The 24,762-nt window shown below is 57.4% G+C and carries 26 protein-coding genes; 12 read left to right on the top strand and 14 right to left on the bottom strand.

Going from position 1 to position 24,762, the window contains the following annotated elements; genetic code table 11:
* Window positions 1–29: 29 nt before the first annotated feature.
* From B2Q93_RS02135 to sad, 6 genes are all read right to left on the bottom strand, one after another.
* Window positions 30–1,022 carry a diguanylate cyclase gene (locus B2Q93_RS02135; protein WP_233802462.1) on the bottom strand — a complete coding sequence of 331 codons (993 nt, stop codon included), beginning with the start codon at window positions 1,020–1,022 and terminating at the stop codon, window positions 30–32.
* A gap of 178 nt (window positions 1,023–1,200) precedes the next feature.
* Entirely contained in the window at window positions 1,201–2,652 is a 1,452-nt protein-coding gene (locus B2Q93_RS02130; RefSeq protein WP_286931696.1) for a GGDEF domain-containing protein, read from the bottom strand.
* Between the two features lie 109 nt (window positions 2,653–2,761).
* Entirely contained in the window at window positions 2,762–3,124 is a 363-nt protein-coding gene (locus tag B2Q93_RS02125) for a DUF4186 domain-containing protein (protein WP_046885619.1), read from the bottom strand.
* Window positions 3,124–4,050, bottom strand: a complete 927-nt coding sequence (glsB, locus tag B2Q93_RS02120; protein WP_040075734.1) for a glutaminase B — start codon at window positions 4,048–4,050, stop codon at window positions 3,124–3,126. Before glsB ends, B2Q93_RS02125 begins: the two co-directional genes overlap by 1 nt.
* A 63-nt stretch (window positions 4,051–4,113) precedes the next feature.
* Window positions 4,114–5,703, bottom strand: coding sequence for a methyl-accepting chemotaxis protein (locus B2Q93_RS02115; RefSeq protein ID WP_286931695.1), 1,590 nt, complete (start codon window positions 5,701–5,703; stop codon window positions 4,114–4,116).
* Window positions 5,704–5,817: 114 nt separating this feature from the next.
* On the bottom strand, window positions 5,818–7,200 hold the full coding sequence (gene sad / locus B2Q93_RS02110) for a succinate-semialdehyde dehydrogenase (protein WP_286931694.1): 1,383 nt from the start codon (window positions 7,198–7,200) through the stop codon (window positions 5,818–5,820).
* A gap of 99 nt (window positions 7,201–7,299) precedes the next feature.
* Here sad and ptrR point away from each other — a divergent pair, with 99 nt between their 5' ends.
* Window positions 7,300–8,178: a putrescine utilization regulator PtrR gene (ptrR, locus tag B2Q93_RS02105; RefSeq protein ID WP_046885616.1), complete on the top strand. Its 879-nt coding sequence runs from the start codon at window positions 7,300–7,302 to the stop codon at window positions 8,176–8,178.
* Here the strand turns inward: ptrR and B2Q93_RS02100 are convergent.
* Window positions 8,132–8,614, bottom strand: coding sequence for a GNAT family N-acetyltransferase (locus B2Q93_RS02100; protein WP_286931693.1), 483 nt, complete (start codon window positions 8,612–8,614; stop codon window positions 8,132–8,134). The two genes, ptrR and B2Q93_RS02100, sit on opposite strands and share 47 nt — an antisense overlap.
* Before the next feature lie 152 nt (window positions 8,615–8,766).
* On the opposite strand from B2Q93_RS02100, the gene B2Q93_RS02095 reads away from it, so the two are divergent.
* On the top strand, window positions 8,767–9,711 hold the full coding sequence (locus tag B2Q93_RS02095; protein WP_286931692.1) for an L-lactate dehydrogenase: 945 nt from the start codon (window positions 8,767–8,769) through the stop codon (window positions 9,709–9,711).
* 3 nt (window positions 9,712–9,714) lie between these two features.
* Here B2Q93_RS02095 and B2Q93_RS02090 read toward each other — a convergent pair whose 3' ends face one another.
* From B2Q93_RS02090 to dtnK, 3 genes are read right to left on the bottom strand one after another with little or no spacing between them, the layout of a single operon-like run.
* Entirely contained in the window at window positions 9,715–10,476 is a 762-nt protein-coding gene (locus B2Q93_RS02090) for a DeoR/GlpR family DNA-binding transcription regulator (RefSeq protein ID WP_286931691.1), read from the bottom strand.
* Window position 10,477: 1 nt separating this feature from the next.
* A complete protein-coding gene (locus tag B2Q93_RS02085; RefSeq protein ID WP_286931690.1) occupies window positions 10,478–11,464 on the bottom strand; it encodes a D-threonate 4-phosphate dehydrogenase in 987 nt (328 codons plus the stop codon).
* Complete coding sequence (gene dtnK / locus B2Q93_RS02080; RefSeq protein ID WP_286931689.1) at window positions 11,457–12,674, bottom strand: D-threonate kinase; 1,218 nt, start codon at window positions 12,672–12,674, stop codon at window positions 11,457–11,459. Before dtnK ends, B2Q93_RS02085 begins: the two co-directional genes overlap by 8 nt.
* Window positions 12,675–12,847: 173 nt before the next feature.
* Between dtnK and B2Q93_RS02075 the strand changes: the two genes are divergently transcribed.
* From B2Q93_RS02075 to B2Q93_RS02050, 6 genes are all read left to right on the top strand, one after another.
* Window positions 12,848–13,993, top strand: coding sequence for an iron-containing alcohol dehydrogenase (locus B2Q93_RS02075; protein WP_286931688.1), 1,146 nt, complete (start codon window positions 12,848–12,850; stop codon window positions 13,991–13,993).
* A gap of 17 nt (window positions 13,994–14,010) precedes the next feature.
* Entirely contained in the window at window positions 14,011–14,895 is an 885-nt protein-coding gene (locus tag B2Q93_RS02070; protein ID WP_286931687.1) for a dihydrodipicolinate synthase family protein, read from the top strand.
* A 76-nt stretch (window positions 14,896–14,971) separates the two neighbouring features.
* The gene (locus tag B2Q93_RS02065; protein ID WP_040075745.1) at window positions 14,972–16,384 is read left to right on the top strand and encodes a sodium:solute symporter family protein; all 1,413 of its coding nucleotides are present in this window, start codon (window positions 14,972–14,974) and stop codon (window positions 16,382–16,384) included.
* A 1-nt stretch (window position 16,385) separates the two neighbouring features.
* Entirely contained in the window at window positions 16,386–17,555 is a 1,170-nt protein-coding gene (locus B2Q93_RS02060; RefSeq protein WP_286931686.1) for a sialidase family protein, read from the top strand.
* Window positions 17,552–18,022, top strand: coding sequence for a YhcH/YjgK/YiaL family protein (locus tag B2Q93_RS02055; RefSeq protein WP_286931685.1), 471 nt, complete (start codon window positions 17,552–17,554; stop codon window positions 18,020–18,022). Before B2Q93_RS02060 ends, B2Q93_RS02055 begins: the two co-directional genes overlap by 4 nt.
* A 1-nt stretch (window position 18,023) precedes the next feature.
* Window positions 18,024–18,701: an SDR family NAD(P)-dependent oxidoreductase gene (locus tag B2Q93_RS02050; RefSeq protein ID WP_286931684.1), complete on the top strand. Its 678-nt coding sequence runs from the start codon at window positions 18,024–18,026 to the stop codon at window positions 18,699–18,701.
* A 120-nt stretch (window positions 18,702–18,821) separates the two neighbouring features.
* On the opposite strand, the gene B2Q93_RS02045 is transcribed toward B2Q93_RS02050, so the two are convergent.
* Complete coding sequence (locus B2Q93_RS02045; RefSeq protein WP_286931683.1) at window positions 18,822–19,613, bottom strand: PhzF family phenazine biosynthesis protein; 792 nt, start codon at window positions 19,611–19,613, stop codon at window positions 18,822–18,824.
* Window positions 19,614–19,628: 15 nt separating this feature from the next.
* The gene (locus B2Q93_RS02040; protein ID WP_286931682.1) at window positions 19,629–20,420 is read right to left on the bottom strand and encodes a PhzF family phenazine biosynthesis protein; all 792 of its coding nucleotides are present in this window, start codon (window positions 20,418–20,420) and stop codon (window positions 19,629–19,631) included.
* A 174-nt stretch (window positions 20,421–20,594) separates the two neighbouring features.
* On the opposite strand from B2Q93_RS02040, the gene B2Q93_RS02035 reads away from it, so the two are divergent.
* Window positions 20,595–21,791 (top strand): sugar transporter, encoded by a 1,197-nt coding sequence (locus B2Q93_RS02035; RefSeq protein ID WP_207291777.1) that lies wholly within the window; start codon window positions 20,595–20,597, stop codon window positions 21,789–21,791.
* Between the two features lie 30 nt (window positions 21,792–21,821).
* Here B2Q93_RS02035 and B2Q93_RS02030 read toward each other — a convergent pair whose 3' ends face one another.
* Window positions 21,822–22,487, bottom strand: coding sequence for a MarC family NAAT transporter (locus B2Q93_RS02030; RefSeq protein ID WP_286781914.1), 666 nt, complete (start codon window positions 22,485–22,487; stop codon window positions 21,822–21,824).
* A gap of 257 nt (window positions 22,488–22,744) precedes the next feature.
* Between B2Q93_RS02030 and marR the strand changes: the two genes are divergently transcribed.
* From marR to marB, 3 genes are read left to right on the top strand one after another with little or no spacing between them, the layout of a single operon-like run.
* Complete coding sequence (gene marR, locus B2Q93_RS02025; RefSeq protein ID WP_046885601.1) at window positions 22,745–23,179, top strand: multiple antibiotic resistance transcriptional regulator MarR; 435 nt, start codon at window positions 22,745–22,747, stop codon at window positions 23,177–23,179.
* An 18-nt stretch (window positions 23,180–23,197) separates the two neighbouring features.
* Window positions 23,198–23,581: an MDR efflux pump AcrAB transcriptional activator MarA gene (gene marA / locus B2Q93_RS02020; protein ID WP_154298843.1), complete on the top strand. Its 384-nt coding sequence runs from the start codon at window positions 23,198–23,200 to the stop codon at window positions 23,579–23,581.
* A gap of 28 nt (window positions 23,582–23,609) precedes the next feature.
* Complete coding sequence (marB, locus tag B2Q93_RS02015; protein ID WP_046885600.1) at window positions 23,610–23,825, top strand: multiple antibiotic resistance protein MarB; 216 nt, start codon at window positions 23,610–23,612, stop codon at window positions 23,823–23,825.
* Window positions 23,826–23,857: 32 nt separating this feature from the next.
* Here marB and eamA read toward each other — a convergent pair whose 3' ends face one another.
* A complete protein-coding gene (eamA, locus tag B2Q93_RS02010) occupies window positions 23,858–24,757 on the bottom strand; it encodes an O-acetylserine/cysteine exporter (RefSeq protein ID WP_046885599.1) in 900 nt (299 codons plus the stop codon).
* Window positions 24,758–24,762 lie beyond the last annotated feature (5 nt).

Here is a 24,762-nt window from a genome sequence, read left to right as displayed (position 1 = left end):
TTTAAAAGCTTAGCGCATCTTGCAGTGAATCAATGGGCAAAAATGCGGTTTTTACCTTCCCGTTTCGCCTGATAGAGCGCGGTGTCTGCAGCCTGTAACCAGTCAGTAACACTCTTCATCTCTCTCGTGGCGCTGGCAATACCGATACTTACGGTACACAGCACCGGCTCATCGGCAACTTCATCAATAATAGCAGCGGCATCCATAATACGGGTAGCCACGCTCCGGGCCTCTTCGAGGGAGGTGTCAGGGAGTAAAATGACGAACTCATCCCCGCCCAGCCGCGCGGGAGTGTCGGTTGTCCGAGTAGCAACATGCAGAATATGTGACACTGTCACCAAAAGCATATCCCCTACCTTGTGGCCGAAACGGTCATTCACCTCTTTGAAGTTATCAATGTCGATAAACATCAGCGCCGATTCATGACAGCTTTTACGCAGCTTGTTCAGTTCATGATCGATGCGTGTTTCCAGCAGGCGGCGATTAGCGATATCCAGCAGCGGATCCATCATCGCGATGCGTTCCAGCTCACGGGATTTCAGGCGCAGGCGAATGGCAATGCTGTCGGTCAGCACGCTCAGCGCCAGGGAATAGACGGCAATCAGCGGCAGCGTGGCGTACATGGTACGTTGAGACACCTCAGCAACCAGTGCCATACCCTGAGTCAACCACGTCGCCAGAAATACGGCCACCATCAGCCCCAGCGCCTTTTTCATTAAGGGTACACCGCCTGCTGACAGGCGATCCGCCAGCAGGATGGTGGCAATGGTCACCGAAGGAAGCGGATTGGCGGCCATCATCGCAATCCAGAAACCGCCGGCCCCTGCATCGAGTATCAGGTTCTGATGCTCGGTTTTAAGCGGCGTTGCGGAGTGACGTGAGCGCATCCAGGCGAGAGTTGGCCAGACAAAGGCATTCAGCGCCAACAGGCCAATTAGCCAGCCGGAGCGGTGTTGCTCTACCAAGACGGAGCAGATAGGGATAAAGCAAAGAAAGGTGCCAAGGATCCGCATCAAGTACATGCGTTTGACGAACCGACTTCCTGGTATGCGGGGGGGCTTACTGATTTGGTCAGTTCCGTTCATCACACGTTTTTTCCGATACAATCACCCTGTTATAGTATTGGCGTTAAAAATACGTAGCAAGATATTTATCTGTTAAACAATGATATAAACCCCGCAGCCAGACTGGTCTGCGCGGTTATACCTGTTCACGCGCGGTGGTATTTTCGGCAGGCTGGACCCTTTCGTCCAGCCGACCGCTGGTACGATTTCGTCCCGCTTTTTTCGAACGATAGAGATAATCATCCGCTTCGGTCAGCAGACGGTTAAAGACCTCGGTGAGTTGCCAGGATTCAGATTTACCGCTTCCCAGGCCAATGCTGACCGTGATGAAGAGCGTCTGCCCACGCCAGTGGAAGGGATGCTGCTCAATAGAGGCCCGGATGCGTTCGGCCAGCGCATAGCCCTGCTGTGCCGATGGAGAGTTGACGACCACCGCAAACTCTTCGCCCCCCATCCGCGCCACCAGACCATCTTCTCCCACGGTGGTTTGCACCTGTTCTGCGAACGCCTGGAGCACCCTGTCGCCGCACTCATGGCCATAGTTATCGTTGATACTTTTAAAGTAATCGATATCCAGCAACATCACTGTCAGGAAGCGAGGGTGCCGGTGCGACTCCTCATGTTTGAGCGCTTCGTACAGTCCGGACCGGGAGTAAACACGGGTCAGGAAATCATAGTCCGCGCGCAGCGAGACCTGGCGGATAAGCGAGTTGATCGCCGCCACGCTCACTGCGACCATCACCGGACAAATCGCCATGGTAGCGACCCCCAGACGCGCCGAAAACATCATCGGCGTGGTTAGGGGCGACGTCACGGCGATATCAATAATCGAGTTGGCGATAAGCGTGATCTCTGTAGCACCGGTCACGAAGGTCAACAGACAGGTTGCCGGCACTGAATAGCGTACTGCACACCAGATGAGCGCAGGCAGCGGGAAGGCAAGGCTCCCGGCACCTCCGATCAATACAGAGGCGAAGACCGAGACGATCAGCGCCGCTACTGGCATCAAATTTTGCAGGCGAACCTGACGAGTCAGTTCAGGCCACCGGATGGTCAACAGACAGGGCACAATCAGCACCCCGGTAGAGAACTGTTCACTGAACCAGTCGGCCACCGACGGCCAGAAGGTCTGACTGGCAATACCCACAGCACCCGCCGCCCCGATTAACGCACAAAACAGCGCAGCAACAAGACAGTAGCCAAACAGGCGCAGGGCGTTGAGCGGATCCGGCGTACCTTTATTGAGCCGTTTATCGCGGATCACCAGCAGCGCCAGGGTCACGATAAACGCCATATTCGAGAGGTTGATCACCAGCGAGGCGATACCCCAGTTGGTTGTGATGGCATCGTAACCCAGCATCGCCACGTATGAGATGGCGTAGTAGCGCAACCGGTTGAGGTAGATATAGCGGGCAAAAATCCCGGCCATCACGCCATTAAGCGGCCAGAAGACCGACAGCGCTTCGATCAGACGTAACTTCGCACCGATAAAGTAAAACAGCGTGGTTAACAAAAAGATCCACACCGCGTTACGTAACGGGTTGTTCTTAGCAAAGAAAGTAAATCTGAAGAAAGGAGAAGCTGACATTCAATCTCTATCCATATCACTGCTTGTGACAGACAATGATCTAGCGGCTGGCGGAAGTGTTAAAAGATTAGCATCAATATATAACACAGAGGTAACACTGCGGTACCCATCAACGTTTTGCGTTCATTTCCTGCACCAGCCAGAAATGAATGACTTGGACAACATAGTGCTGCTGCGCGGCGGTCAGTGCAACCCCTTCCGGAATATTATGCCATTTGGCAAGACAGCCCCGACAGCAGGTCGCGGTAGCATGCTGTGCAATAAACACCGGGTGTCCACGCATCGGCGTCTGTTTGCCATCCTTCGCTGGGCGCGCCGGGGCTAACCGTTTGGCAATAAAATCGGCCGCATGCTGATCGATAGTTTCTGCCCCTTTATCCCAGCAGTACTGTCGCTCTTTCACTCCCAGACGAAAACTGGAACGAAACGGCGAACGTGCCAGCCGGGTAAACAGCGGAGTGAAATCAGTCATTAGTATACAGAACGCCCCAGTCGGTGGGTGAGCTGCTCCAGTGCCGCGACCCCCGCCAGTGAATTACCCGTCTCGTCCAGTTCCGGGCTCCAGACGGCTATGGCCATCTCATGGGGAACAATCGCCACCACGCCGCCGCCCACGCCCGATTTCGCCGGCAGCCCCACGCGCCAGGCAAACTCCCCGGCATTTTGATACATGCCGCTGGTCGCCATCAGGGCGTTAATCTGCCGTGCCTGTAGCGGTGACACCACCTCCTGCCCCAAATGGGGAGCCGAACCCTGGTGGGCCAGAAACAGGAAGGTGCGCGCCAGCTCTACGCAGTTCATCCGCAGCGCGCAGTAGTGGAAATAGTTTTGCAAAACGGTGGTCACGTCGTTGTGGAAATTGCCAAACGACTTCATCAGCCAGGCAATGGCGGCATTGCGCGCCGCGTGTTCAAACTCCGAACGGGCTACGGTGGTGTCGTAGGTGATATCCGACTGGCCGCTGAGCTGGCGCACAATTTCCAGCATCCGCTGACGCGGCGCGCTGAGGCGGCTTTGCAGCATATCGCACACCACCAGCGCCCCGGCGTTAATGAAGGGATTGCGCGGTTTTCCCTGTTCCATCTCAAGCTGGAGTAGCGAGTTGAACGGCTGTCCGGAGGGATCTTTTCCCACGCGCTGCCAGATCTCGTGCTCGTCGTACTGGCGCATGGCCGCTACGAGGCTCAGCACCTTGGAGATCGACTGGATTGAGAAGCGTTCGGTGGCATCACCGGCCTGAAACTGCTGTCCGTCGAGGGTGCAGATGGCGATGCCGAGCTTATTGCCCTTTACCGAGGCAAGCGCCGGAATGTAATCAGCTACCTTACCCTGCCCCAGTAATGGGCGCACCTGCGCCAGAATCTCTTCCAGCATCTGATTGTCGATGACCGCAGCCACGTCTTACTCCTTGCTCACAGCCCAAAAACGGGCTGCGAGTATACCAGAGGCAAATGTATTGCGTCAGGCTGGAAGTCGAAAACGCGAAACCGCCTGAATCAGCAAACCCGACTCATCATGCAGGCGTTGAGACGCTTCGGTGGCGGTGTTCACCAGGAGATCGGTTTGCTGCGCCACGTTGTTCAACCCCTGCAACTGGCGGGTCATATGGTGAATGCTCTCTCCCTGGCTCAGGGTCGCCACCGAGATATCATTCAGCAGGCTGCAGAGATTCCCCACCAGGCTCATGACCTGCTGCAGGTTATCTTCCAGTCGGGTCACCGCCTGCGAACCGTCATCGATCCCCTGCAGGGAGCGGTTAATCAGCTCCTGGATGGTTTGGGTCGAGTGGCTGCTCTTGCGGGCCAGCAGCCCGACTTCCCGCGCCACTACGGCAAATCCTCGCCCCTGATTACCGGCGTGAGCCGCCTCTATCGCCGCATTGAGCGCCAGAATATTGGTCTGAAACGCGACGTTATCAATCATTGCTACGATGCCGCGCATTTCAGACGAGCGCTCGACGATGGCCGCCATCGAGGCATTAACGGTAGCCATCATGCGATCCCCGCCTGCCGCCACCTGGCGGGCCTCGTCGGCGCGAGAACTGGCGAGCTTCGCATAGCCGGTGTTACCTTCCACGTGAGTCTCGAGGGTGGCGATATGGGCGGTGACCTCTTTCAGCTCTCGCGCCTGCAGGGTGGACTGGTGATATAACGCCCGGTTCCCCTCGGCCAGCGAGCCGATATTCTCTACCATCGCCGTGGTGGCGTCGCTCACCTGTCTCACCAGCTGCTGCAGGCCGCACTGCAAGGTATGAATGCTGTCATCCAGCTGCGAAATCTCCCGGTTGACCTGTTTTATCGCAGGCGGCGTACCTGAAAGATCCCCTGCGGCCAGCTGATTGATCCAGCCAATCAGGCCGCGCAGCGGTGTAATGACCCAGCGCGACATGCCAAACCAGACCAGTACAGCAATGGCCACCAGCAGTAGCGGAGAGAGCATAAACAGCGCCTGTAGATTCGACAGGCTACTGGTCAGACGCTGGCGCCCCTCGGCGGCAAGCTGGCTACTGGTCTGCTGATAGCGCGCATAGTTGTCGTTAAAATCGGCCTGGAATGCCTGGGCCGGTACAGCGAAGAAGGCGTCAATGGACTGCGTTTTCACGAGCCCTTCCACCTGCTCCTGAATCGCACCGAAGAAGAGTTGATAGCTGCTCACCAGCGCGTCGTCCTGTCGCGGCTGCATTGCCTGCCAGCTCGCCCAGGCCTTTCCCGAAGCCGCCAGGGCGCTCCGTGCCTCGTCCATCAGGCTTTGCCAGCTCCCTTCAGAACCTGTCTCTTTGTCCTGCATAAAGTAGACCCCGGCACGGTTGAGCAGATCGCTTGCCGACAGCAGAGCGATACGCGCCTCGTCGAGCTTTTCCTGCTGGGTCAGGGCGAGTTGATTTCGTTGATCGTTGCGCTGGGCGTCGCTCAGCGAGAACGTAAGCAGCACGGAGGAGGAGATTTGCAGTGCGGAGAAAAGCGCAATAATACAGAAGATCCCCGCCAGCAGGCCAAACTGCCGTGGCCTGAGTCGCTGAACAAGGGGACGAAAAATTTGCGTTAGGTTCATATTTGTGTTCTGTAACAAGACGTTAGACGCCAGCGAGTCTACGGTTTATAAATGACAGAACTATTTCAGCAGCATGACAAAGGCCTGCGATCCGCAGGCCTTTACCGGGTTTTGTTACAGACGATCTCTCCACACTGTCTGCACGTTACAGAACTCATGCAGACCAAAGTGGGACAGCTCGCGACCGAAACCGCTCTTTTTCACCCCACCGAACGCTACGCGGGCATCGCTGGCGCTAAAGCCGTTGATAAACACCCCGCCGCACTCCAGCCCATCCGCAAACTGCTGCGCAGTGGTATCGCTGGTGGTGAAGACCGTTGCCGACAAGCCAAAATCACTGTCGTTAGCCAGCGCCAGGGCATGGGCGGCATCGTTCGCCACGGTGATGGCCGCAACCGGCCCGAACAGCTCCTGGCGAAACGCGGTCATTGCAGGCGTAACGTTACCCAGTACGGTTGGCGCATAATAGTTGCCCTCGCCCGCTATTTTCTCGCCGCCCAGCAGCAACGTCGCCCCTTCGGCCAGGGAGGCCTGAACCTGCTGATGCAGTTCATCACGCAGATCATACCGCGCCATCGGCCCGATAAAGGTCTCTTCCTGCTCCGGCGCGCCCATCTTCAGTGCGGCGGTAGCGGCGACGAAGCGCTCGGTAAAGGCCCCGGCAATGCCCGCTTCCACAATAAATCGCTTGGCGGCGGCGCAGACCTGCCCGGTGTTCTGATAACGCCCCGCGACCGCCGCTTTGACCGCCAGATCCAGATCGGCATCGTTAAGCACGATAAAGGGATCGGAACCGCCCAGCTCCAGCACGCATTTTTTCAGCGCCGCCCCGGCCTGGGCGCCGATGGCGGCCCCGGCGCGTACGCTACCGGTGACGGTCACGGCGGCGATACGCCGATCGTTAATCGCCTGGCTCACCCCTTCGTTGGTGGCGTTGATCTGGGCGAATACCCCCTGCGGGAAGCCGGCGGCGGTAAATATCCGGGCGATCAGATCCGCGCATCCCAGCACGTTGGGCGCATGTTTCAACAGATAGCTGTTACCGGCAAGAATAATCGGTACCGCGCCGCGTAATACCTGCCACAGCGGGAAGTTCCACGGCATCACCGCCAGAATCGGCCCCAGGGGACGGTACTCAATGACCGCTTTTTCCACCTGCGTAGCTTCCGGGCTCAGCATCGCCGGACCGTGATCGGCATACCAGTCGCAAAGGCTGGCGGATTTCGCCACTTCGCCCCGCGCCTGAACAAGAGGTTTGCCCATCTCACGGACAATGGTCTGGGCCATCTCTTCGCCGTGCTGGCGCAGTGCCGCGCCGAGATCCCGCAGAAGCTGCGCGCGATTGGCCAGCGGTACGGTACGCCACTGGCGGTAGCCCGCATCAGCATTGGCGATCGCCGTCTCAACATCAGACGCCGTGGCCCACGGCCAGCGGGCAAGGGTTTCACCGGTCGTCGGATTGACCGAAAAAGCATGTGTAGCTGAGGAGTAATTCATCTTGTGCTCCAGTGAATAACAGTTGCCTAAGTGTGGCCTGGTCTGCTATTTCTGAAAAATGAATAATATTGACCACCTTTTTCACGAATCGAGAATGGCATGGATTTAACGCAGCTGGAAATGTTTAACGCCGTAGCTCAGACGGGGAGCATCACCCTGGCGGCGCAGAAGGTGCACCGCGTCCCTTCTAACCTCACCACCCGTATTAAACAGCTGGAGGCCGACCTGGGCGTGGCGCTCTTTATCCGCGAAAACCAGCGCCTGCGGCTTTCTCCTGCCGGGCATAATTTTTTACGTTACAGCAGGCAGATCCTCGCCCTGGTGGATGAGGCGCGGATGGTGGTGGCTGGCGATGAACCTCAGGGACTTTTCTCTCTGGGGGCGCTGGAGAGTACCGCTGCGGTGCGCATTCCCGCCTCGCTGGCGCAATTCAACCAGCGCTATCCGCGCATACAATTCGCTCTGGCGACCGGCCCCTCCGGCACCATGATCGACGGCGTACTGGAGGGGACACTCAGCGCGGCCTTCGTTGACGGGCCATTAACGCATCCGGAGCTGGAAGGGATGCCGGTCTACCGGGAAGAGATGATGCTGGTGGTGCCGGCGGGTCATGCGAAGGTGGCGCGCGCCGCCGAGGTAAGTGGTCAGGACGTTTACGCGTTTCGCGCAAACTGCTCTTATCGCCGCCATTTAGAAAGCTGGTTCCATGCCGACCGGGCCACGCCCGGTCGGATTCACGAGATGGAGTCTTATCACGGCATGCTGGCCTGCGTGATTGCCGGGGCGGGTATTGCCCTGATGCCGCGCTCGATGCTGGAAAGTATGCCCGGACATCATCAGGTCGAGGCCTGGCCGTTGGCCGAAAACTGGCGCTGGCTCACCACCTGGCTGGTTTGGCGCCGGGGAGCAATGACCCGGCAACTGGAGGCTTTTATAGCGCTGCTAAACGAACATCAGCCACCAGCGCCTTCTCCATAAAATGGCTTAGCGGATCGGCGGCGTAGGGCGGGAAAGCCTCGCAGAAATGATATCCCTGCTGGGCATAAAGACGAATGGCGGCATCCTGCTTAATGCCCGTCTCAAGGCGGAGAGTATGGCAGCCGCGGCTCAGGGCTTCATCCTCCAGCGCCGCCAGCAATCGATTTCCCAGGTGCTGCCCGCGATGCGTCGGATCGATATAGACCCGTTTCATCTCGCCGGTACCGTCACCGTTCAGCACAATGGCGCCGCATCCCACGGCGCGTAGCTGCAGATCGCGGATCGCCATCATAATCAGGCTGTCGGCGGGCAGCGCCGTTAAATCGAGCAGGTGGTTACTTTCAGCCGGGTAGAGTTCGCCTTGATACCGGTCAAGCGCGGCAATCAGCGTAACGATGTCCGGATGAGCGGGTGATTCAGAGGTAATTGAATACATAGCAGGCTCCTTTTGTCGTTTTTCTCTACCCTACCCCTTCACTATGACGGGTTATTCATATTTTAAACTTATAGCTACCCGCGCCCGTTGCGCCGCCCGTTCCCGCGGCGTAACGTTGAAGGCAGTTAACGGTTAAAACCTCAGGAAAAACAATGCACACCAAAGCCCGTAAAGTGATGATTATTGGCGCCGGTAATGTCGGCACCTCCGCCGCTTACGCCCTGTTAAACCAGAATATCTGCGAACAGCTACTGCTGGTGGATCTTGATAAGGCGCGCAGCGAGGGGCACGCCTGGGATCTGGCCGACGCCGCGGCCTACATGCCGGGGATGATGACCATTTCCACCCGCGAAGTGAGCGACTGCGCGGATGTGGATATCGCGGTGATCACCGTTTCCGGCGGCGCGTTAAAGCCCGGCCAGACCCGGCTCGATGAGCTGACCGGGACGGCTAACATTGTCAAAAGTATTGTGCCGCAGATGATGGCGGGCGGCTTTAAGGGCATTTTCCTGATCGCCACTAATCCGTGCGACATCATCACCTGGCAGGTGTGGCAGCTCTCCGGCCTGCCGCGCAGTCAGGTGATCGGTACTGGCGTCTGGCTGGACACCACCCGTTTACGCCGCACCCTTGCGCAAGCGCTGGATATTGGCGCCCAGAGCATCGATGCCTTTATTCTGGGTGAACATGGGGATACCCAGTTCCCGGTGTGGTCGCACTCATCGGTCTACGGCTCACCTATCGCCGAAGTTTATCAACGCCATACCGGCAATACCCTGGACTTCGACGCCCTGGCCGAACGCGTGCGCAAGCAAGGGTTTGAGATTTACGCCCGTAAAGGGTGCACCGAATTCGGTATCGCCGGAACCATCGCTGAAATCTGCCGCAATATCTTTACTGGCAGCCACCGGGCGCTGGCGATCTCCTGCATTCTGCAGGGGGAATATGGCGTCGATGAGGTGGCGATTGGCGTACCGGCCGTACTGGCGCAGAGCGGGGTTCAGCAGATTATCGAACTGAAACTGGCGGAAGAGGAGCAACAAAAATTCCGCCAGTCGGTAGAGGTCATTAAAGCCAATATTGCTCGTCTGCCCTGACGCTCAGGGTGCCAGCGTCAGGGTGGCGTCGAGCTGACTTAGCGTCTGTTGCGCATCTTCATCCAGATGGCGGTCGGTCACGATATCGGTCAGCGAGTGAAGGTGCGCAACGTTAAACAGCGACCAGGCGCCATACTTTGAGCTGTCTGCCAGCAGTATACGACGGCGGGCATTAGCAATCAGATCGCGCTTTAACGCCGCTTTTTCTTCCGTTGGCGAGGTTATGCCTCGCTCCACATCCCAGCCATTACAGCTGACAAACGCAATATCCGGCCAGATGTTTTGCAGCAGACGGCGGCCATGTTCGCCGATGCAGGATTGGCTGGAGTCATCGATGCGCCCACCAATAATGGTGACCTCAATCTGCTTAAACTCTGAAAGAAACAGCGCGATATGCAGATCGCTGGTAATGACGCGAAGCGGCAAATGCGTCAGCTGTCGCGCAAGTTCAATCATGGTGGTGCCGGCATCCAGCACCACCGCATCGCCGGCCTTAACGAAGCTCGCCGCCGCGCAGGCGATGGCATGTTTTTCAGCCAGGCTGCGCTGCATCTTTTCACTGGTGGTGGGCTGGGAAGGAATAAACCGGTTCAGGGTTACGCCGCCGTGGGTACGGCTGATAACCCCCTCCTGATCGAGCTTAATCAAATCCCGACGTATGGTCGCCGGGGAGGCGTCAGTCACGGCCACCAGTTGGTCAACCGTCACCAGATTGTGCCCCTTCAGGTAGTCCATTATCTGCTCTAACCGGTTATATCCCTTCATATTATTCCCGTGTGATTTGCATCGCTAACTGGATAGAAACCGTCATGCTCTCAGACTTCGCTTTACCTGTCCACGCAATGTCGAACGCGGTGCCATGGTCAGCGGAAGTGCGGATAAACGGCAGCCCGGCGGTGATGTTGACACCATCATAAAACCCAAGCAGTTTCAAGGGAATATGCCCCTGATCGTGATACATCGCCACCACCATGTCATACATACCTTCATGGCACTGCATAAAGACCGTGTCCGGCGGGCAGGGTCCAAAGACATTCAGCCCCTGCGCTTTCATCGCCTCGACGGCCGGGCCAACGATGGTGATCTCTTCATCGCCAAAAAGACCATTCTCTCCCGCGTGCGGGTTCACCCCCGCCACGGCGATGCGCGGGTTGGTGTAGCCTACGCGCTTAAGGAAGGTATCGGCAATGCCAATCACCGTTTTTACCCTTTCCGGGTTCAGGGTATCAAGGAATTTGCGCAACGCAATGTGGGTGGTGATGTGAATGACCTTAAGCTGATCGGTATAGAGCACCATCGCGTAGTCTTTACTGTCGGTCAGATGTGCCAGCAGCTCGGTGTGCCCCGGATAGAGATGGCCCGCCAGATGCAGCGCTTCTTTATTCAGCGGAGCGGTGGCAATGGCTTTTACCTCTCCGGCCATCGCCAGCTCGGTAGCGCGCCGCACGCAGCGATAGGCCAGATCGCCGGCCTGAGCCTGTACCACGCCGGGCTGCAAGGCCTGCGGATCGGCCAGGGGTTCGTCGAGCACGTTGATGATAGCCGGGCCAAAGTGGGCATCGCTGACGCGGGTAATCATCCGTAATTCGGCCGCAGGTGTAATGCCCTTCTCCAGTACGCGCTGCAGCGTCTCTGCGCATCCCACCACCACGATCGGTGCACCAGAGAGTTCCCCCCCGGTCAGGGATTTGATAATGATCTCCGGGCCGATGCCCGCCGGGTCGCCCATCGTTACAGCAATGATATTAGTCACTCATCTTCTCCTCGATAAAATGCAGAACCTCAAGCAGCGTGGTTTCACTACCAAAACCGCCCGCTTTGGTCATGACTGGCCCCTGCCAGCGACAACCTAAAAACCGACCGAAGGGTACGCAGCGCGCCACCTGCCCGGTGATTTCAAACCCTTCGGCGTGAAGCGCACTGGCTACCGCCATTGCCACATCCCCCCCGGAGACATATAACGCTGCCGGGTTGCTGCTCTCCAGCACCTGGCTCGTGAGCGCGCCCAGAAATGTGCTGATTTGCTCACCCAGCGCCGCACGACGCAGCCCGTACTGTTGGCACAGCGCGTCAATTTGATGACGCGCGGCGTGATCGGAACAGGTGTGCACCACGCAGTGTTCTCCAGCCGCCAGCGCCACACTAATCTGCTGCGCATAACCGCTTATTCCGTCGCGAAAGAGATCGGTGATGTCGATAAAGATCGAGCGGACGTTCTGCTGCTGGCGTACTCGCAGAATCTGCTTTTGCGCGATTTCACTCATCGAGCCAACCACCGCCAATAAAGGACGCGGACGCGCCAGGTGACGCGCCAGGGCATCACACAGTCCGGCAGAACCCACCAGCAACGGACGCGGGTCGCAGGCTGCGGCTACGGCCATGATCTGATCCAGATCGTCATCGCTCTGGGCATCCACAATCAGTAATCGGGTGTCGCCAGTCAGGGCTGCGGCCAGGGTCGACGCCGTAACCACCTGGCTTGACAGCGCCGTCTGCTCTGCCAGCACTGCGGCAATCTGCGCATGCCGCACGGGCGTTTTGGGGTCGCTGGCGAATTCGGTTTCCGTCACCGGTAGGCCGAACACGCGACAGACACCCTGCTCGGTGGTACGCCCGGCCTGCGGAAACGCCGGCGCGATAATCGCCTGACGCTGGCCGGTCGCCTGCAGAAGCGCCTCCACTTCCGCCCCGGGATTACCCCGCAGGGTGGAGTCGATTTTTTTCACCTGCCACTGTGCCTGGCGCATTTCAGCACCATAGCCCGCCACCTTTTCAGCGGCCTCTGATGCCGTTAGCGCCCTGCTATCGCTATTAATAACCAGCGCGTCGGCATGACCGGTAAAGGGAGTCTGAAACGCCACACTGACTTTTTTACCGCGCAACGCCAGGCTCACCCCCGCATCGTTAGCGCCGGTAAAGTCATCGGCAATGACTACGACCTCTCTTTTGCTGTTCACTTTCATCCCCACTCCGGGTTTGCATTTCTTGTTAATGATTATATTCAATCATGATTGATTATATGTGAGCAAGATCAAGTTATTCAGTTTGTGAATAAATTATAAATTTAAGGACACGATGACTGTGATTGCCTTTTAATGAGCGAAATCAATCACAGACACAGCAACAGGAGATTCATGTGTTAACCATCAACAGTACGATCATCAGCGGCGCGGGCGCTATCCCCGCTATTGCCCCCCTGCTGGCAGGTAAAACGCGTCTATTACTGGTCACCGACGGCAATATCGCCCGTCTCGACGCCGCCCGCGCCATCCGCAGCCTGCTGGAGGCCGATGGCCGCCAGCTCAGCGTGATTGACAGTGTGCCACCGGAGCCCACCAGCCACGACGTGCGCGCCCTGCTGGCTGAAACAAAAGAGACCGCCTTCGATCTGGTGGTCGGCGTAGGTGGCGGCAGCGTACTGGATGTGGCCAAACTGCTTTCGGTGCTGTGTCATCCCCACTCCCCTGGGCTGGATGCCCTGCTGGCAGGCGAAAAACCGCAGGTTCGCCTCCCCTCGTTGCTGATTCCGGCCAGCGCCGGCACCGGTTCCGAGGCAACGCCAAACGCGATTCTCGCGATTCCCGAGCAGAGCACCAAGGTTGGCATCATTTCCCCCGTGCTGCTGCCAGATTATGTCGCGCTGCTGCCGGAGTTAACGACCAGCATGCCGCCGCATATTGCCTCTTCAACGAGTATTGATGCCCTCTGCCATCTGATTGAGTGTTTCACCGCAACCGTGGCCAACCCGGTAAGCAATAACGCGGCGCTGACGGGGCTGCGCAAATTGTTGAACAACATTGAAACCGCCTGCGCCGAGCCGCACAACCTTGCCGCGAAGCTGGAGATGTTGTGGGCCTCTTACTACGGCGGCGTCGCCATTGCCCATGCGGGCACCCATCTGGTTCATGCCCTCTCTTATCCTCTGGGTGGGACGTACCATCTGCCCCATGGCGTGGCGAATGCCATTTTGCTGGCCCCCTGCATGCGCGTGGTTCGTCCGGATGCCGTTGAGAAATTTGCGCAAGTGTGGGATCTGGTGCCCGGCGCCGACACCTCCCTGTCGATGGAAGAGAAGTCGCACGCGCTGGTGGACTACTTCGCCGCCCTGGTACGTCGCCTGAATTTACCCGACAACCTCGAAACGTTGGGGGTCCCGCGCGATGACATCGCCTCTCTGAGCGATGCCGCCCTGAACGTAAAACGTCTGATGAATAATGCCCCGCGCCAGGTCAGCCATGCCGAGGTCGCAGGTATTTATCAGACTCTGTTTCCAGCCAGTTAACTTCAAAGGAGTGTGTAATGCGTAACAACATTGAGGGCGTGCTGACGGCGATCGTCACCCCCTTCACCGACGACGGGGCGCTGCACCTGCCGGGACTAAAACGTCAGATCCAGCGTCAGCTGGCGGCGGGCAACGGCATCTTTTGTGGCGGTACTAACGGAGAGTTCTTTGTGCTGACCGAAGAGGAAAAAGTGGCCGTCACCCGCACCTGCGTGGAAGAGGTGGCCGGGCGCGCACCGGTGGTGGCACATATTGGCGAAATTTCGCCCCGGGCAACGATTCGTCTGGGTAAACAGGTCGAGGCGCTGGGGGTGGACGCGGTCTCCGTTATCACCCCGTGGTTCGTTCCACTCACCCAGGCTGAATTGATCGCCCACTACACCACCATTGCCGATGCGCTGAACGTACCGGTGTTCCTCTACAACATCCCGGCGCGAACCGGCAACACCATCGCGCCTGAGACGGCCCGGGCGCTGGCCGCTCACCCCAATATTATCGGCATTAAAGACAGCGCGGGGAGCCATGAGAGCCTGAGCGGTTTTCTGAAAGCCGTTGAAGATATTGACGGTTTTGACGTGCTGAATGGCCCGGATTCGCTCATTCATCAGGGCTTTGTTGAGGGATGCTCCGCCTGTATTTCTGGCCTGGCGAACGTGGCGCCGAACGAGATCAATGCCATCTGGGCGCGTTTTCGTGCCGGGGATATCGCGGGCTCGCGGCAGGCCCAGGAGAGCGTGACCGATCTACGTACCCGACTGTACAGCGTCGCTTTTTCGCCTGCGGCCGTGAAAAAAGCGCTGCAGGTCATGGGTGAAGAGGTGGGAGAGAGCCGCTACGCGGTGGCTTTCGATGCGCAACAAACAGACCAGATCCGCCAGATAGTGACGAAGTCACTGCAGTAACCGGCGTTTGCTTTCGTCCATAAGAATTCGGGTGCCCTCTGCGCCCAGGATTCATACGCCCTGAAGAGAGGCTAAGATGAACAACTTTACCGCTGAAGATACCCTCATCATCGTAGGCATTGTGATTGTCTACATTCTGTTTACTACCTGGCTGACGTTCCGGTTACGCAGTAAAAACACCGGTGATTTTATGGAAGGCTCGCGCGCGATGCCGGCGTTTATCGTCGGGATCCTGCTGATGTCGGAATACATTGGTGCGAAATCCACGATCGGTACCGCACAGGCGGCGTTTGAAGATGGCTTTGCCGCCTCCTGGTCAGTCATCGGCGCGGCTATCGGCTTCCCGCTGTTTGGGCTGCTGCTGGTGAAACGCATCTACAGCACCGGCAAGATCACCATCTCCGGGGCGATTGCCGAAAAATACGGCACCAGCACCAAAAACATTATCTCCATCATTATGATCTACGCCCTGCTGCTGGTGAACGTGGGTAACTACGTGAGCGGCGCGGCGGCGATTTCGACGGTACTGAAGGTGAACTTGCCTGTTGCCGCCTTTATCACCGCCATCGTCAGTACCTTCTATTTCGCTTTTGGCGGCATGAAGGGGGTGGCGTGGGTGACCCTGCTGCACAGCGCCCTGAAGTATTTCGGTATCCTGGTGATTATGGGCTTCGCCTTGTCTAAAACCGGCGGCTTTACCCCCATGATTGAACAGATGCCATCTTACTACTGGACCTGGGACGGCAATATCGGCGCCAGCACCATTGTCGCCTGGCTGATTGGCACCATCGGCTCCATTTTCTGTACCCAGTTCGTGATTCAGGCCATTTCCTCCACGAAAGATGTGAAGTCAGCTAAACGTTCCACCTGGATCGCCTTCTTCTTCTGCCTGCCCATCGCGCTGGCGATTGCGGTAATTGGCGTGGCGGCGAAGTACCTGCATCCGGAGATTAACAGCCTGTACGCAATGCCTATCTTCCTGCAGGACATGAATCCGTGGCTGGCGGGACTGGTGACAACGTCACTTGTTGCCTCCATCTTTGTCAGCGTCAGCACCGTGGCGCTCGCTATCGCCTCGCTGGTGGTGAAAGATTTCTACGTGCCCTACCGCAACCCGACCCCGGAGCAGGAGTTTAAAGCGACCCGCTGGCTGTCGTTGTTGATTGGCTTCCTGCCGTTAATCTTTGTGCTGCTGGTCCCGGAAGTCCTGAAACTGTCGTTCTTTACTCGCGCTATTCGTTTGTCGATTACGGTTGTGGCCATCATCGCCTTCTACGCCCCGTTCTTTAAGAGCGCCCGCGGGGCGAATGCCGGGCTGATTGGCGCCTGCGTAGTCACCTCGGTCTGGTATCTGCTGGGCGATCCGTTTGGGATTAACAATATGTATATTGCGCTGGTCACCCCGGCGGTGATTATGGTTCTCGACCGTTTGATCCCCAATAAAGCGGATCGCAAAGCGCCTGCCCCTGTTCAACATAATGGAGTCTGATATGTCTGTAACCGTAACCCGTGACGGGATTGTTCGCCCGCTGCCGCAGGATGCCCGCGTGGAAACGGCCATGCTGCCCTCTTCCTGTCCGCAGAACCATGCCGCCAACCTGCTGCCCCTGCCGGATGGCACGCTGATGTGCGTCTGGTTCGGCGGCACCCAGGAAGGGATTGCTGATATTTCTGTATGGGGGTCACGCCTGGCTCCCGGTAGCAACCAGTGGAGCGAGGCGGTAAAGCTCTCTGACGATGCCAGCCGCTCCGAGCAGAACCCGGTGCTATTCCTCGCGCCGGACAACGTACTGTGGCTGCTGTGGACCGCGCAGATCTCCGGCAACCAGGATACCGCCATCGTGCGTTACCGCCAGTCTCGTGATCTTGGCCAAACCTGGGGTGAGATTGCTACTCTGCTGGATAAACCGGGTACCTTTATCCGCCAGCCCATCACCGTTCTCGAAAACGGTAACTGGCTGCTGCCAGTCTTCTATTGCCGCACCCGACCGGGCGAGAAATGGGTCGGAAACGATGATATTAGCGCGGTGAAAATCTCTGCCGATCGGGGGAAAAGCTGGCGCGATGTCGAGGTGCCGCAAAGTCTGGGCTGCGTCCATATGAACATTACGCCGCTGAAAAATGGGCATCTGGTGGCGCTCTACCGTAGCCGCTGGGCGGATAATATCTATATCAGCCAGTCGCAGGATCAGGGCGAAAGCTGGTCTGTACCGGAACCCACGGCGCTGCCGAACAACAACTCCTCTATCCAGGTCACCACCCTTGCCAGCGGTGAGCTGGCGCTGGTGTTCAACCACATGAGCGCAGCCGGAGCGCTGGAGCGTCGCGCCTCACTGTATGACGAGATCGACGATGGTGATGACCGTAAAGAACCAGAAGCGACCGGAGAGCGCACCGCCTTCTGGGGTGCCCCGCGCGCACCGATGACGGTAGCTATTTCGGCCGACGGCGGAAAGAGCTGGGCGTGGCAGCGCAATCTTGATGAAGGCGATGGCTACTGCATGACGAATAACTCGCTGGAGAAGCTGAACCGCGAGTTCTCCTACCCCAGTATTAAACAGGGCGCCGACGGCACGCTACACATCGCTTACACCTATTTCCGTCAGGCGATCAAATATGTGCGTGTCTCGCCTGAATGGGTTAAGGAGTCATCACAGTGATCATCGGCCATCTGAACGCCCTGCCGCTGGCAGGGCTCCCCACCGCGCTGCTGTCCATCCTGACGCGCGCTGACTGCACCCTGGCGGCGCTTGCCGCCCGGGACGATGGTCGCTGGCAGCCGGAAGGTTGCGCATGGTTTTGCCATATCGGCCCGGCGCAGACCCAGCCGCAGACCCAGCGCCATACGGAGTATCATCACCAGTGGGCGGATATTCAGGTTATGCTGGCCGGCATCGAGATGATCAACGCAGGTGTGCAGTCGCTGGCGCAGCCGCAGGATGAAGAGCGCAAACCGGATCTCTTTATCGCCACCGGCGCTGCGCTCCCGGTCAGCATCAAGTTAACTCCCGGTGCTTTTGCAGTTTTCCTGCCCGGCGAGCCGCATCAGGCGTTATGTGCCTTAGACGATTCCATGACCGTGCGCAAAGCGGTATTCAAGGTGCCGCGCGCCCTGCTGGAGGTGTGACATGCCCAGTGCCATCGTAACGGGTGCAAGCTCAGGAATCGGCGAAGCCATTGTGCAGCGCCTGCTTGATGAAGGCTGGCAGGTTATCGGCCTGAGCCGGCGCGGTTTACCCCTGGATCATGCGAACTATCGCTGCGTGAATGTGGATCTTAGCGACAGCGACGCGCTTGCCGCCGCACTCGCTACCCTGCCTGTACCGCAGGCGATCGTCCATGCCGCCGGCATGATGGCTGCCGCCCCGCTCGGCGAACTGGATCCGACCATCAGCGCCCGGCTCTGGGGCCTGCATGTTCATGCTGCCGAGCAGCTTTTTAACCACTTTGTACCGCAAATGCGCCCCGGTGGACGGCTGGTTGTTATCGGCAGCCGGACCTCCCGGGGTGCCGCGGGCCGATCGCAGTATGTCGCCACCAAAGCCGCGCTGGTAGGGATGATTCGCAGTTGGGCGGCGGAACTGGCGCCACGGGGTATCACCGCCAATGTGGTCGCGCCCGGCGCGACCCAGACGCCGATGCTTAGCGACCCCGGACGCGTCTCTTCCCCACCCAGAGTCCCCCCCATGGGTCGCCTGATCCTTCCTCAGGAGGTGGCCGCTGCGGTGAATTTTCTACTGAGTGAGGAAGCGGCCCCGATCACCGGTCAGGAGTGGGTGCTCTGCGGTGGGGCGTCGCTGGGTTAAGGTCATTAACAAGGTACGCGAACAGGCATGCTCAAAACTGCGAGGCGCTTTCCGGGAAAACGTTGGGAGGGGGATTGGCTGCTTTTAACGCGGGCGGAATTTCACGCCGCCCGCGGGATGTTAACGAAGAAACACCGTGCCTTTCAAATAAAGCGCCGCCTGGCCGCTCATCAGCACGCGGTCTCCCTTGAGTTCACAGCGCAGATCGCCGCCGCGAGCGGAAACCTGACGTGCGGTCATTTGGGTTTTGCCGAGTTGCTCACTCCACCAGGGGATCAGCATACTGTGCGCGGAGCCGGTGACCGGGTCTTCTGCCACCGATTCGCCCGGGCAGAAGAAGCGGCTAACGAAATCCACTTCATCGCCTGGCGCAGTAACGCACACCATTTTACCTAGTGGTTTCAGCGCCTCGATAGCCGGGGTCAGGGATTCAACCTGCTGCTGGTTTTCCAGCACGACCATATAATCACGCCCGACCCGCACCGCGCTGGACGCCGGAATACCGAGCGCACTAAACAGCAGCGCGGGGGGATTGTCGACCGCGTCGCTGCTCCAGGCCGGGAAGTCCAGCGTGAGCCAGTCGCCGTTACGCGAGACCTTCAGGTCGCCAACAAAGCGGGTGGAAAAGAGGATCTCCGTTGCCGGGTAGTCGAGGTATTCAAAAATGACGTGCGCGCTGGCAAGCGTCGCATGGCCGCAGAGGTTAATCTCATCCTGGGTGGTAAACCAGCGCACCTCGAAGCCTGCGTCCGTGCGGACAAAAAAGGCCGTCTCGGACTGGTTATGCTGTTGTGCCATCTTTAACAGGATGTCGTCCGGCAGCCAGCTTTCAAGCGGACAGACGGCAGCAGGGTTGCCACTAAAAGCGCGATCGCTAAACGCATCGACCAGATAAAATGCAATTTCTTTCATTGGGTTACCCCTTTGTTATTCACGAATAAACAGCTGCCCTTTCATATACAGCGACGCCTTCCCGCCCATCATGACGCGATCGCCGTTCAACTGACAACGTACCTCACCGCCCCGGGCTGAGACTTGTCGCGCCAGCAGAGTGGTCTTAGCCAACTTGTCCGCCCAGTAAGGGATAAGCATGGTATGCGCCGAGCCGGTGACCGGATCTTCCCAGAGTGCGACGCCCGGTGAAAAGAAACGGCTGACAAAGTCATACTCGCCCTCGCCCGGGGCGGTAATACACACTTTATGTTCACCGGAGATCATAGCGCTGATATTCGGAGTGACGGCTTCCACCTGCTGTCGATTTTCCAGCACCACGACCCAGGCACGGCCTTTACGAGCCTCGACGTAGCGCTCAATCCCCAGCGCGGCCAGCATTTGCGGAGGCGGCGTTTGCTTCTCTGTCGGACAGGCCGGGAAATCGAGCGTGAGCCAGTCGCCGTCGCGGGTCACCGTTAGCGTGCCGGAGGCGGTCTCAAAATGGAGGCGGGGATCTGGGTAACCCAGTTCATTAAACAGGACATATGCCGTCGCCAGCGTCGCATGGCCGCAAAGATTCACCTCCGTGGTGGTGGTAAACCAGCGCAGCGTGATGCCCTCTTTATGACAGACAAAGAAGGCCGTTTCTGACTGATTGTGCTCTTGCGCCATCCTGAGGAGCGTATCGTCCGGCAGCCAGTCTGGTAGCGGACAGACCGCCGCAGGATTACCGCTAAATGGGCCGTCGCTGAACGCATCTACCAGATAATAATCATATTTCTGCATCGCTTTTCCGGTTGTTAATGTGATGTTGCATCCTATATTCATGCAAATTGTCCGATTTCACCACCCTTTCTCTAACGGTGATTTTGAGATCTACGTCACAAAATGATTGTCTTTTCACCAGCGATGGTTTTAAGATCGCCTCCTCTTCTTTACGTAACGATTCCCAGACAAATTATGACAATCAACACTGATTCCCGCAGGGTCGCGTGGCTACGGGTGGTTACGCTTGCGATTGCAGCGTTTATATTTAACACCACCGAATTTGTGCCCGTTGGCCTGCTCTCCGACATTGCCAGCAGCTTTGGCATGGAAACCGCGCAGGTCGGGATCATGCTGACCATCTATGCGTGGGTGGTGGCAATGATGTCGTTACCCTTTATGTTGCTCACCAGTCAGGTGGAGCGGCGTAAATTGCTGATTGCACTTTTTGTGTTGTTCATTGCCAGTCACGTGCTGTCGTTTCTGGCGTGGAATTTCACCGTGCTGGTGGTGAGCCGCATCGGTATCGCCTTTGCTCATGCCATCTTCTGGTCGATCACCGCCTCGCTGGCCATTCGTCTGGCCCCGGCGGGCAAACGCGCTCAGGCGTTGAGCCTGCTGGCAACGGGCACCGCGTTGGCCATGGTGCTTGGGCTGCCGATTGGCCGCCTCGTAGGACAATATTTTGGCTGGCGCACCACGTTTTTTGTCATCGGAATGGGCGCGCTGATCACCCTGCTGTGTCTGATTAAATTACTCCCAAAACTGCCGAGCGAACACTCTGGCTCGCTGAAAAGCCTGCCCCTGCTTTTCCGTCGCCCGGCGCTGATGAGCATCTATTTGCTGACCGTTGTCGTGGTGACCGCCCACTACACGGCTTATAGCTACATCGAACCTTTTGTGCAGACGGTTGCCGGCTTTAGCGCCAGATTTGCCACAGTTCTGCTGCTGATATTGGGTAGCGCGGGCATTGTTGGCAGTGTGTTGTTTGGCAAGCTGGGTAATCGCCACGCCTCGTTACTGGTTAGCGGCGCGATTGGCCTGCTGCTGGCGTGTCTGCTGTTGCTGCTACCGGCGTCGGGGAGCGAGTCGAACCTTGCCATTCTGAGCATCTTCTGGGGCGTGGCGATCATGATTATCGGCCTGGGCATGCAGGTTAAAGTGCTGGCGCTGGCGCCAGATGCCACCGACGTGGCGATGTCGCTCTTCTCCGGCATTTTTAACATCGGCATTGGTGCGGGCGCGCTGGTTGGAAATCAAATCAGCCTGCATCTTTCGATGTCCGCTATCGGTTACCTGGGGGCGATACCGGCGCTGGTGGCGTTAATCTGGTCAGTGCTGGTGTTTCGTAAGTGGCCGGTGTCGCTGGAAGAGCGGCCGCAACACGGATAAAAAAAGGGTGGCTCAAGCCACCCTTTTTTATTAGTGATAGGTCTTAATAATTTCCAGCACGCCATTAATGATGAACTGCACGCCCATACAGACCAGCAGGAAGCCCATCAGCCGCGAGATAGCCTCGATCCCGCCCTTACCTACCCAGCGCATAATGGCGCCCGAGCTGCGCAGGCTGGCCCATAAAATGACGCCTACCAGCGCAAAGATCAGCGGTGGGGCCACCATGATGACCCAGTCAGGAAAGGTTGTATTATCGCGCACGGTGGAGGCGGAACTGATGATCATCGCGATGGTACCCGGCCCGGCCGTACTGGGCATCGCCAGGGGAACAAAGGCGATATTCGCACCAGGTTTATCCTCCAGCTCTTCCGATTTGCTTCTTGCCTCCGGGCTTTCGTGCGCTTTTTGCGCCGGAAAGAGCATACGGAAACCGATAAAGGCCACAATCAGGCCCCCGGCGATACGCAGGCCAGGAATCGAGATCCCAAAGGTGTTCATCACCAGCTGTCCGGCGTAGTAAGCCACCATCATGATTGCAAAGACGTAAACCGAGGCCATCAGAGACTGTTGGTTACGTTCCGCGCTGTTCATGTCCCCCGCAAGACCGAGAAAGAGCGCCACGGTCGTTAACGGGTTTGCCAGCGGCAGCAGGACCACCAGCCCAAGACCGATGGCTTGTAAGAGCTCTACCATAGTGCGTGTCATCCTTTTCCATTCATCAACTCAGGAAGTATACGGTGTTAAAGCGGGTTTAGGCTACGGCGCGCCAATTCTGACTCTTTACGCCCGGTGATAAATAATCTTCAGTTATGTAATTGATTTGAAAAAGCTAAAAAAAAGTTCATGAAACGTTTTAGCAAATCGTGGCATCGGGGAATACATTCAGTTGACTTATACTTGCCTGAGCAATAATATCTGCCGTGATTAAACTACTTGCCAGGGCAACCATTGTGAAAAGCACCAGTGATCTCTTCAACGAAATTATCCCACTGGGTCGCCTTATCTATATGGTTAACCAAAAAAAAGACCGCTTGCTCAATGACTATTTGTCGCCGCTGGACATCACTGCCACCCAGTTCAAAGTCCTTTGTTCTGTGCGTTGCGAAGGGTGTATCACGCCGGTTGAGCTCAAAAAGGTCTTATCCGTCGATCTTGGCGCCCTGACGCGCATGATGGATCGACTGGTCTGCAAAGGATGGATTGAAAGACGCCCTAACCCGAATGACAAACGCGGCGTACTGGTGCAGTTGACCAGCGACGGCGCAGCAATGTGTGAGCAATGTCATCAATTAGTAGGGCAAGAATTACACCAGGAACTAACAAAAAACTTAACGGCGGATGAAGTGGCAACTCTTGAGCATTTGCTTAAGAAAATCCTGCCGTAAACAGAAAGAGGTATGACGATGTCCAGACGCAATACTGACGCTATTACAATTCATAGCATTTTGGACTGGATCGAAGATAACCTGGAATCGCCGCTCTCACTTGAGAAGGTGTCTGAGCGTTCAGGTTATTCCAAGTGGCACCTGCAACGGATGTTTAAAAAAGAGACAGGCCATTCATTAGGTCAATACATCCGCAGCCGCAAGTTAACGGAAATCGCCCAGAAGCTGAAAGAGAGCAACGAGCCGATTTTGTATCTGGCGGAGCGTTATGGGTTTGAATCGCAACAGACCCTGACCCGCACGTTTAAAAACTATTTCGACGTGCCGCCGCACAAGTATCGCATCACCAACATGCACGGTGAGTCTCGTTATTTGATGCCGCTAAACCACTGTAGTTGTTAATCGCCTTTCAAGACGTATCGAGGAAATCATGAAATTGTTTATCTCCGCCGCCCTCACCCTGTTGGTGCTGGTCTCCGGCCAGAGCTTTGCGGAGCAAACTCCCCGCGCTGTGCAGCAGAATAATCGCGATGCGATGATCCTGCCTTCTGCACATGACCAGTCGCCGTTCGATTTTAACCATATGGGCGCTGGCAGCGATAAATCCGACGAATTAGGCGTGCCGTACTACAACCACGACCTGTAATTCGTATTTGCCCCGCGCTTGCGGGGCTTTTTTTAGCCCCTTACCTGCGCCGCCCGGCGAAAGCGAAACCCAAAGACGTTGATATAAAGCCCCGCCATAATCAGTACCGCCCCGAGCAGCTGCAGTGCACTCAGCTTCTCGTCCAGCAGCAGCGCCGCAGAGGCCAGCCCTACCACAGGAACCAGCAGCGACAGCGGTGCCACACGCCAGGTCTCATAACGTCCCAGCAGCGTTCCCCAGATGCCGTATCCGACAATGGTGGCGACAAACGCCAGGTAGACCAGCGATAAAATGGTGGTGAGATCGATATTCACCAGACTTTGCAGCATCGCCTGTGGGCCATCCAGCAGCCAGGAGGCCACCATAAAGGGCAGAATGGGGATCAGCGCACTCCATACCACCAGCGACATCACCGGCGGGCGCGACGCCAGCAGCATGATTTTTTTATTGAAAATGTTTCCGCAGGCCCAGCTAAAGGCGGCCGCCAGGGTGAGCATAAAGCCCAGTAACGCTACGTGCTGGCCATTCAGGCTGGACTCTACCAGTACCAGTACGCCAAAGACCGCGAGCGTGATCCCTGCCAGCTGTTTGCCCTGCAGCCGTTCGCCAAAGGTTACGGCCCCCAGAATGATGGTGAAGAAAGCCTGGGCCTGAAGGACCAGCGAGGCGAGTCCGGCTGGCATACCGAAGTTAATCGCGCAAAAGAGGAAGGCGAACTGTCCAAAGCTGATGGTCAGGCCGTAGCCCAGCAGCAGACGAAACGGCACCTGCGGGCGGGCGACAAAAAAGAGCGCGGGAAAGGCCACCAGCAGAAAACGCAGCCCGGCCAGCATCAGGGGCGGCATATTGTGCAGCCCAACTTTGATGACCACAAAATTGAGCCCCCATACGACCACCACCAGTAACGCCAGTAGCCCGTCTTTACGCGTCATACTCT

The sequence above is a fragment of the Leclercia sp. UBA5958 genome (genome assembly GCF_002430365.1).
GTDB classification, from domain to species: domain Bacteria; phylum Pseudomonadota; class Gammaproteobacteria; order Enterobacterales; family Enterobacteriaceae; genus Enterobacter; species Enterobacter pneumoniae.
The sequence above is the reverse complement of the archived record's forward strand: the minus strand, read 5'-3'. Positions and strand labels throughout refer to the sequence as shown.

Bases quoted from the DNA above. Each gene is read 5' to 3' on its own strand.
- B2Q93_RS02135 (WP_233802462.1), bottom strand. From the start codon at position 1,022: ATGTACTTGATGCGGATCCTTGGCACCTTTCTTTGCTTTATCCCTATC.
- B2Q93_RS02130 (WP_286931696.1), bottom strand. From the start codon at position 2,652: ATGTCAGCTTCTCCTTTCTTCAGATTTACTTTCTTTGCTAAGAACAAC.
- B2Q93_RS02125 (WP_046885619.1), bottom strand. From the start codon at position 3,124: ATGACTGATTTCACTCCGCTGTTTACCCGGCTGGCACGTTCGCCGTTT.
- B2Q93_RS02115 (WP_286931695.1), bottom strand. From the start codon at position 5,703: ATGAACCTAACGCAAATTTTTCGTCCCCTTGTTCAGCGACTCAGGCCA.
- sad (WP_286931694.1), bottom strand. From the start codon at position 7,200: ATGAATTACTCCTCAGCTACACATGCTTTTTCGGTCAATCCGACGACC.
- ptrR (WP_046885616.1), top strand. From the start codon at position 7,300: ATGGATTTAACGCAGCTGGAAATGTTTAACGCCGTAGCTCAGACGGGG.
- B2Q93_RS02100 (WP_286931693.1), bottom strand. From the start codon at position 8,614: ATGTATTCAATTACCTCTGAATCACCCGCTCATCCGGACATCGTTACG.
- B2Q93_RS02095 (WP_286931692.1), top strand. From the start codon at position 8,767: ATGCACACCAAAGCCCGTAAAGTGATGATTATTGGCGCCGGTAATGTC.
- B2Q93_RS02090 (WP_286931691.1), bottom strand. From the start codon at position 10,476: ATGAAGGGATATAACCGGTTAGAGCAGATAATGGACTACCTGAAGGGG.
- dtnK (WP_286931689.1), bottom strand. From the start codon at position 12,674: ATGAAAGTGAACAGCAAAAGAGAGGTCGTAGTCATTGCCGATGACTTT.
- B2Q93_RS02070 (WP_286931687.1), top strand. From the start codon at position 14,011: ATGCGTAACAACATTGAGGGCGTGCTGACGGCGATCGTCACCCCCTTC.
- B2Q93_RS02065 (WP_040075745.1), top strand. From the start codon at position 14,972: ATGAACAACTTTACCGCTGAAGATACCCTCATCATCGTAGGCATTGTG.
- B2Q93_RS02060 (WP_286931686.1), top strand. From the start codon at position 16,386: ATGTCTGTAACCGTAACCCGTGACGGGATTGTTCGCCCGCTGCCGCAG.
- B2Q93_RS02050 (WP_286931684.1), top strand. From the start codon at position 18,024: ATGCCCAGTGCCATCGTAACGGGTGCAAGCTCAGGAATCGGCGAAGCC.
- B2Q93_RS02045 (WP_286931683.1), bottom strand. From the start codon at position 19,613: ATGAAAGAAATTGCATTTTATCTGGTCGATGCGTTTAGCGATCGCGCT.
- B2Q93_RS02040 (WP_286931682.1), bottom strand. From the start codon at position 20,420: ATGCAGAAATATGATTATTATCTGGTAGATGCGTTCAGCGACGGCCCA.
- B2Q93_RS02035 (WP_207291777.1), top strand. From the start codon at position 20,595: ATGACAATCAACACTGATTCCCGCAGGGTCGCGTGGCTACGGGTGGTT.
- B2Q93_RS02030 (WP_286781914.1), bottom strand. From the start codon at position 22,487: ATGGTAGAGCTCTTACAAGCCATCGGTCTTGGGCTGGTGGTCCTGCTG.
- marA (WP_154298843.1), top strand. From the start codon at position 23,198: ATGTCCAGACGCAATACTGACGCTATTACAATTCATAGCATTTTGGAC.
- marB (WP_046885600.1), top strand. From the start codon at position 23,610: ATGAAATTGTTTATCTCCGCCGCCCTCACCCTGTTGGTGCTGGTCTCC.
- eamA (WP_046885599.1), bottom strand. From the start codon at position 24,757: ATGACGCGTAAAGACGGGCTACTGGCGTTACTGGTGGTGGTCGTATGG.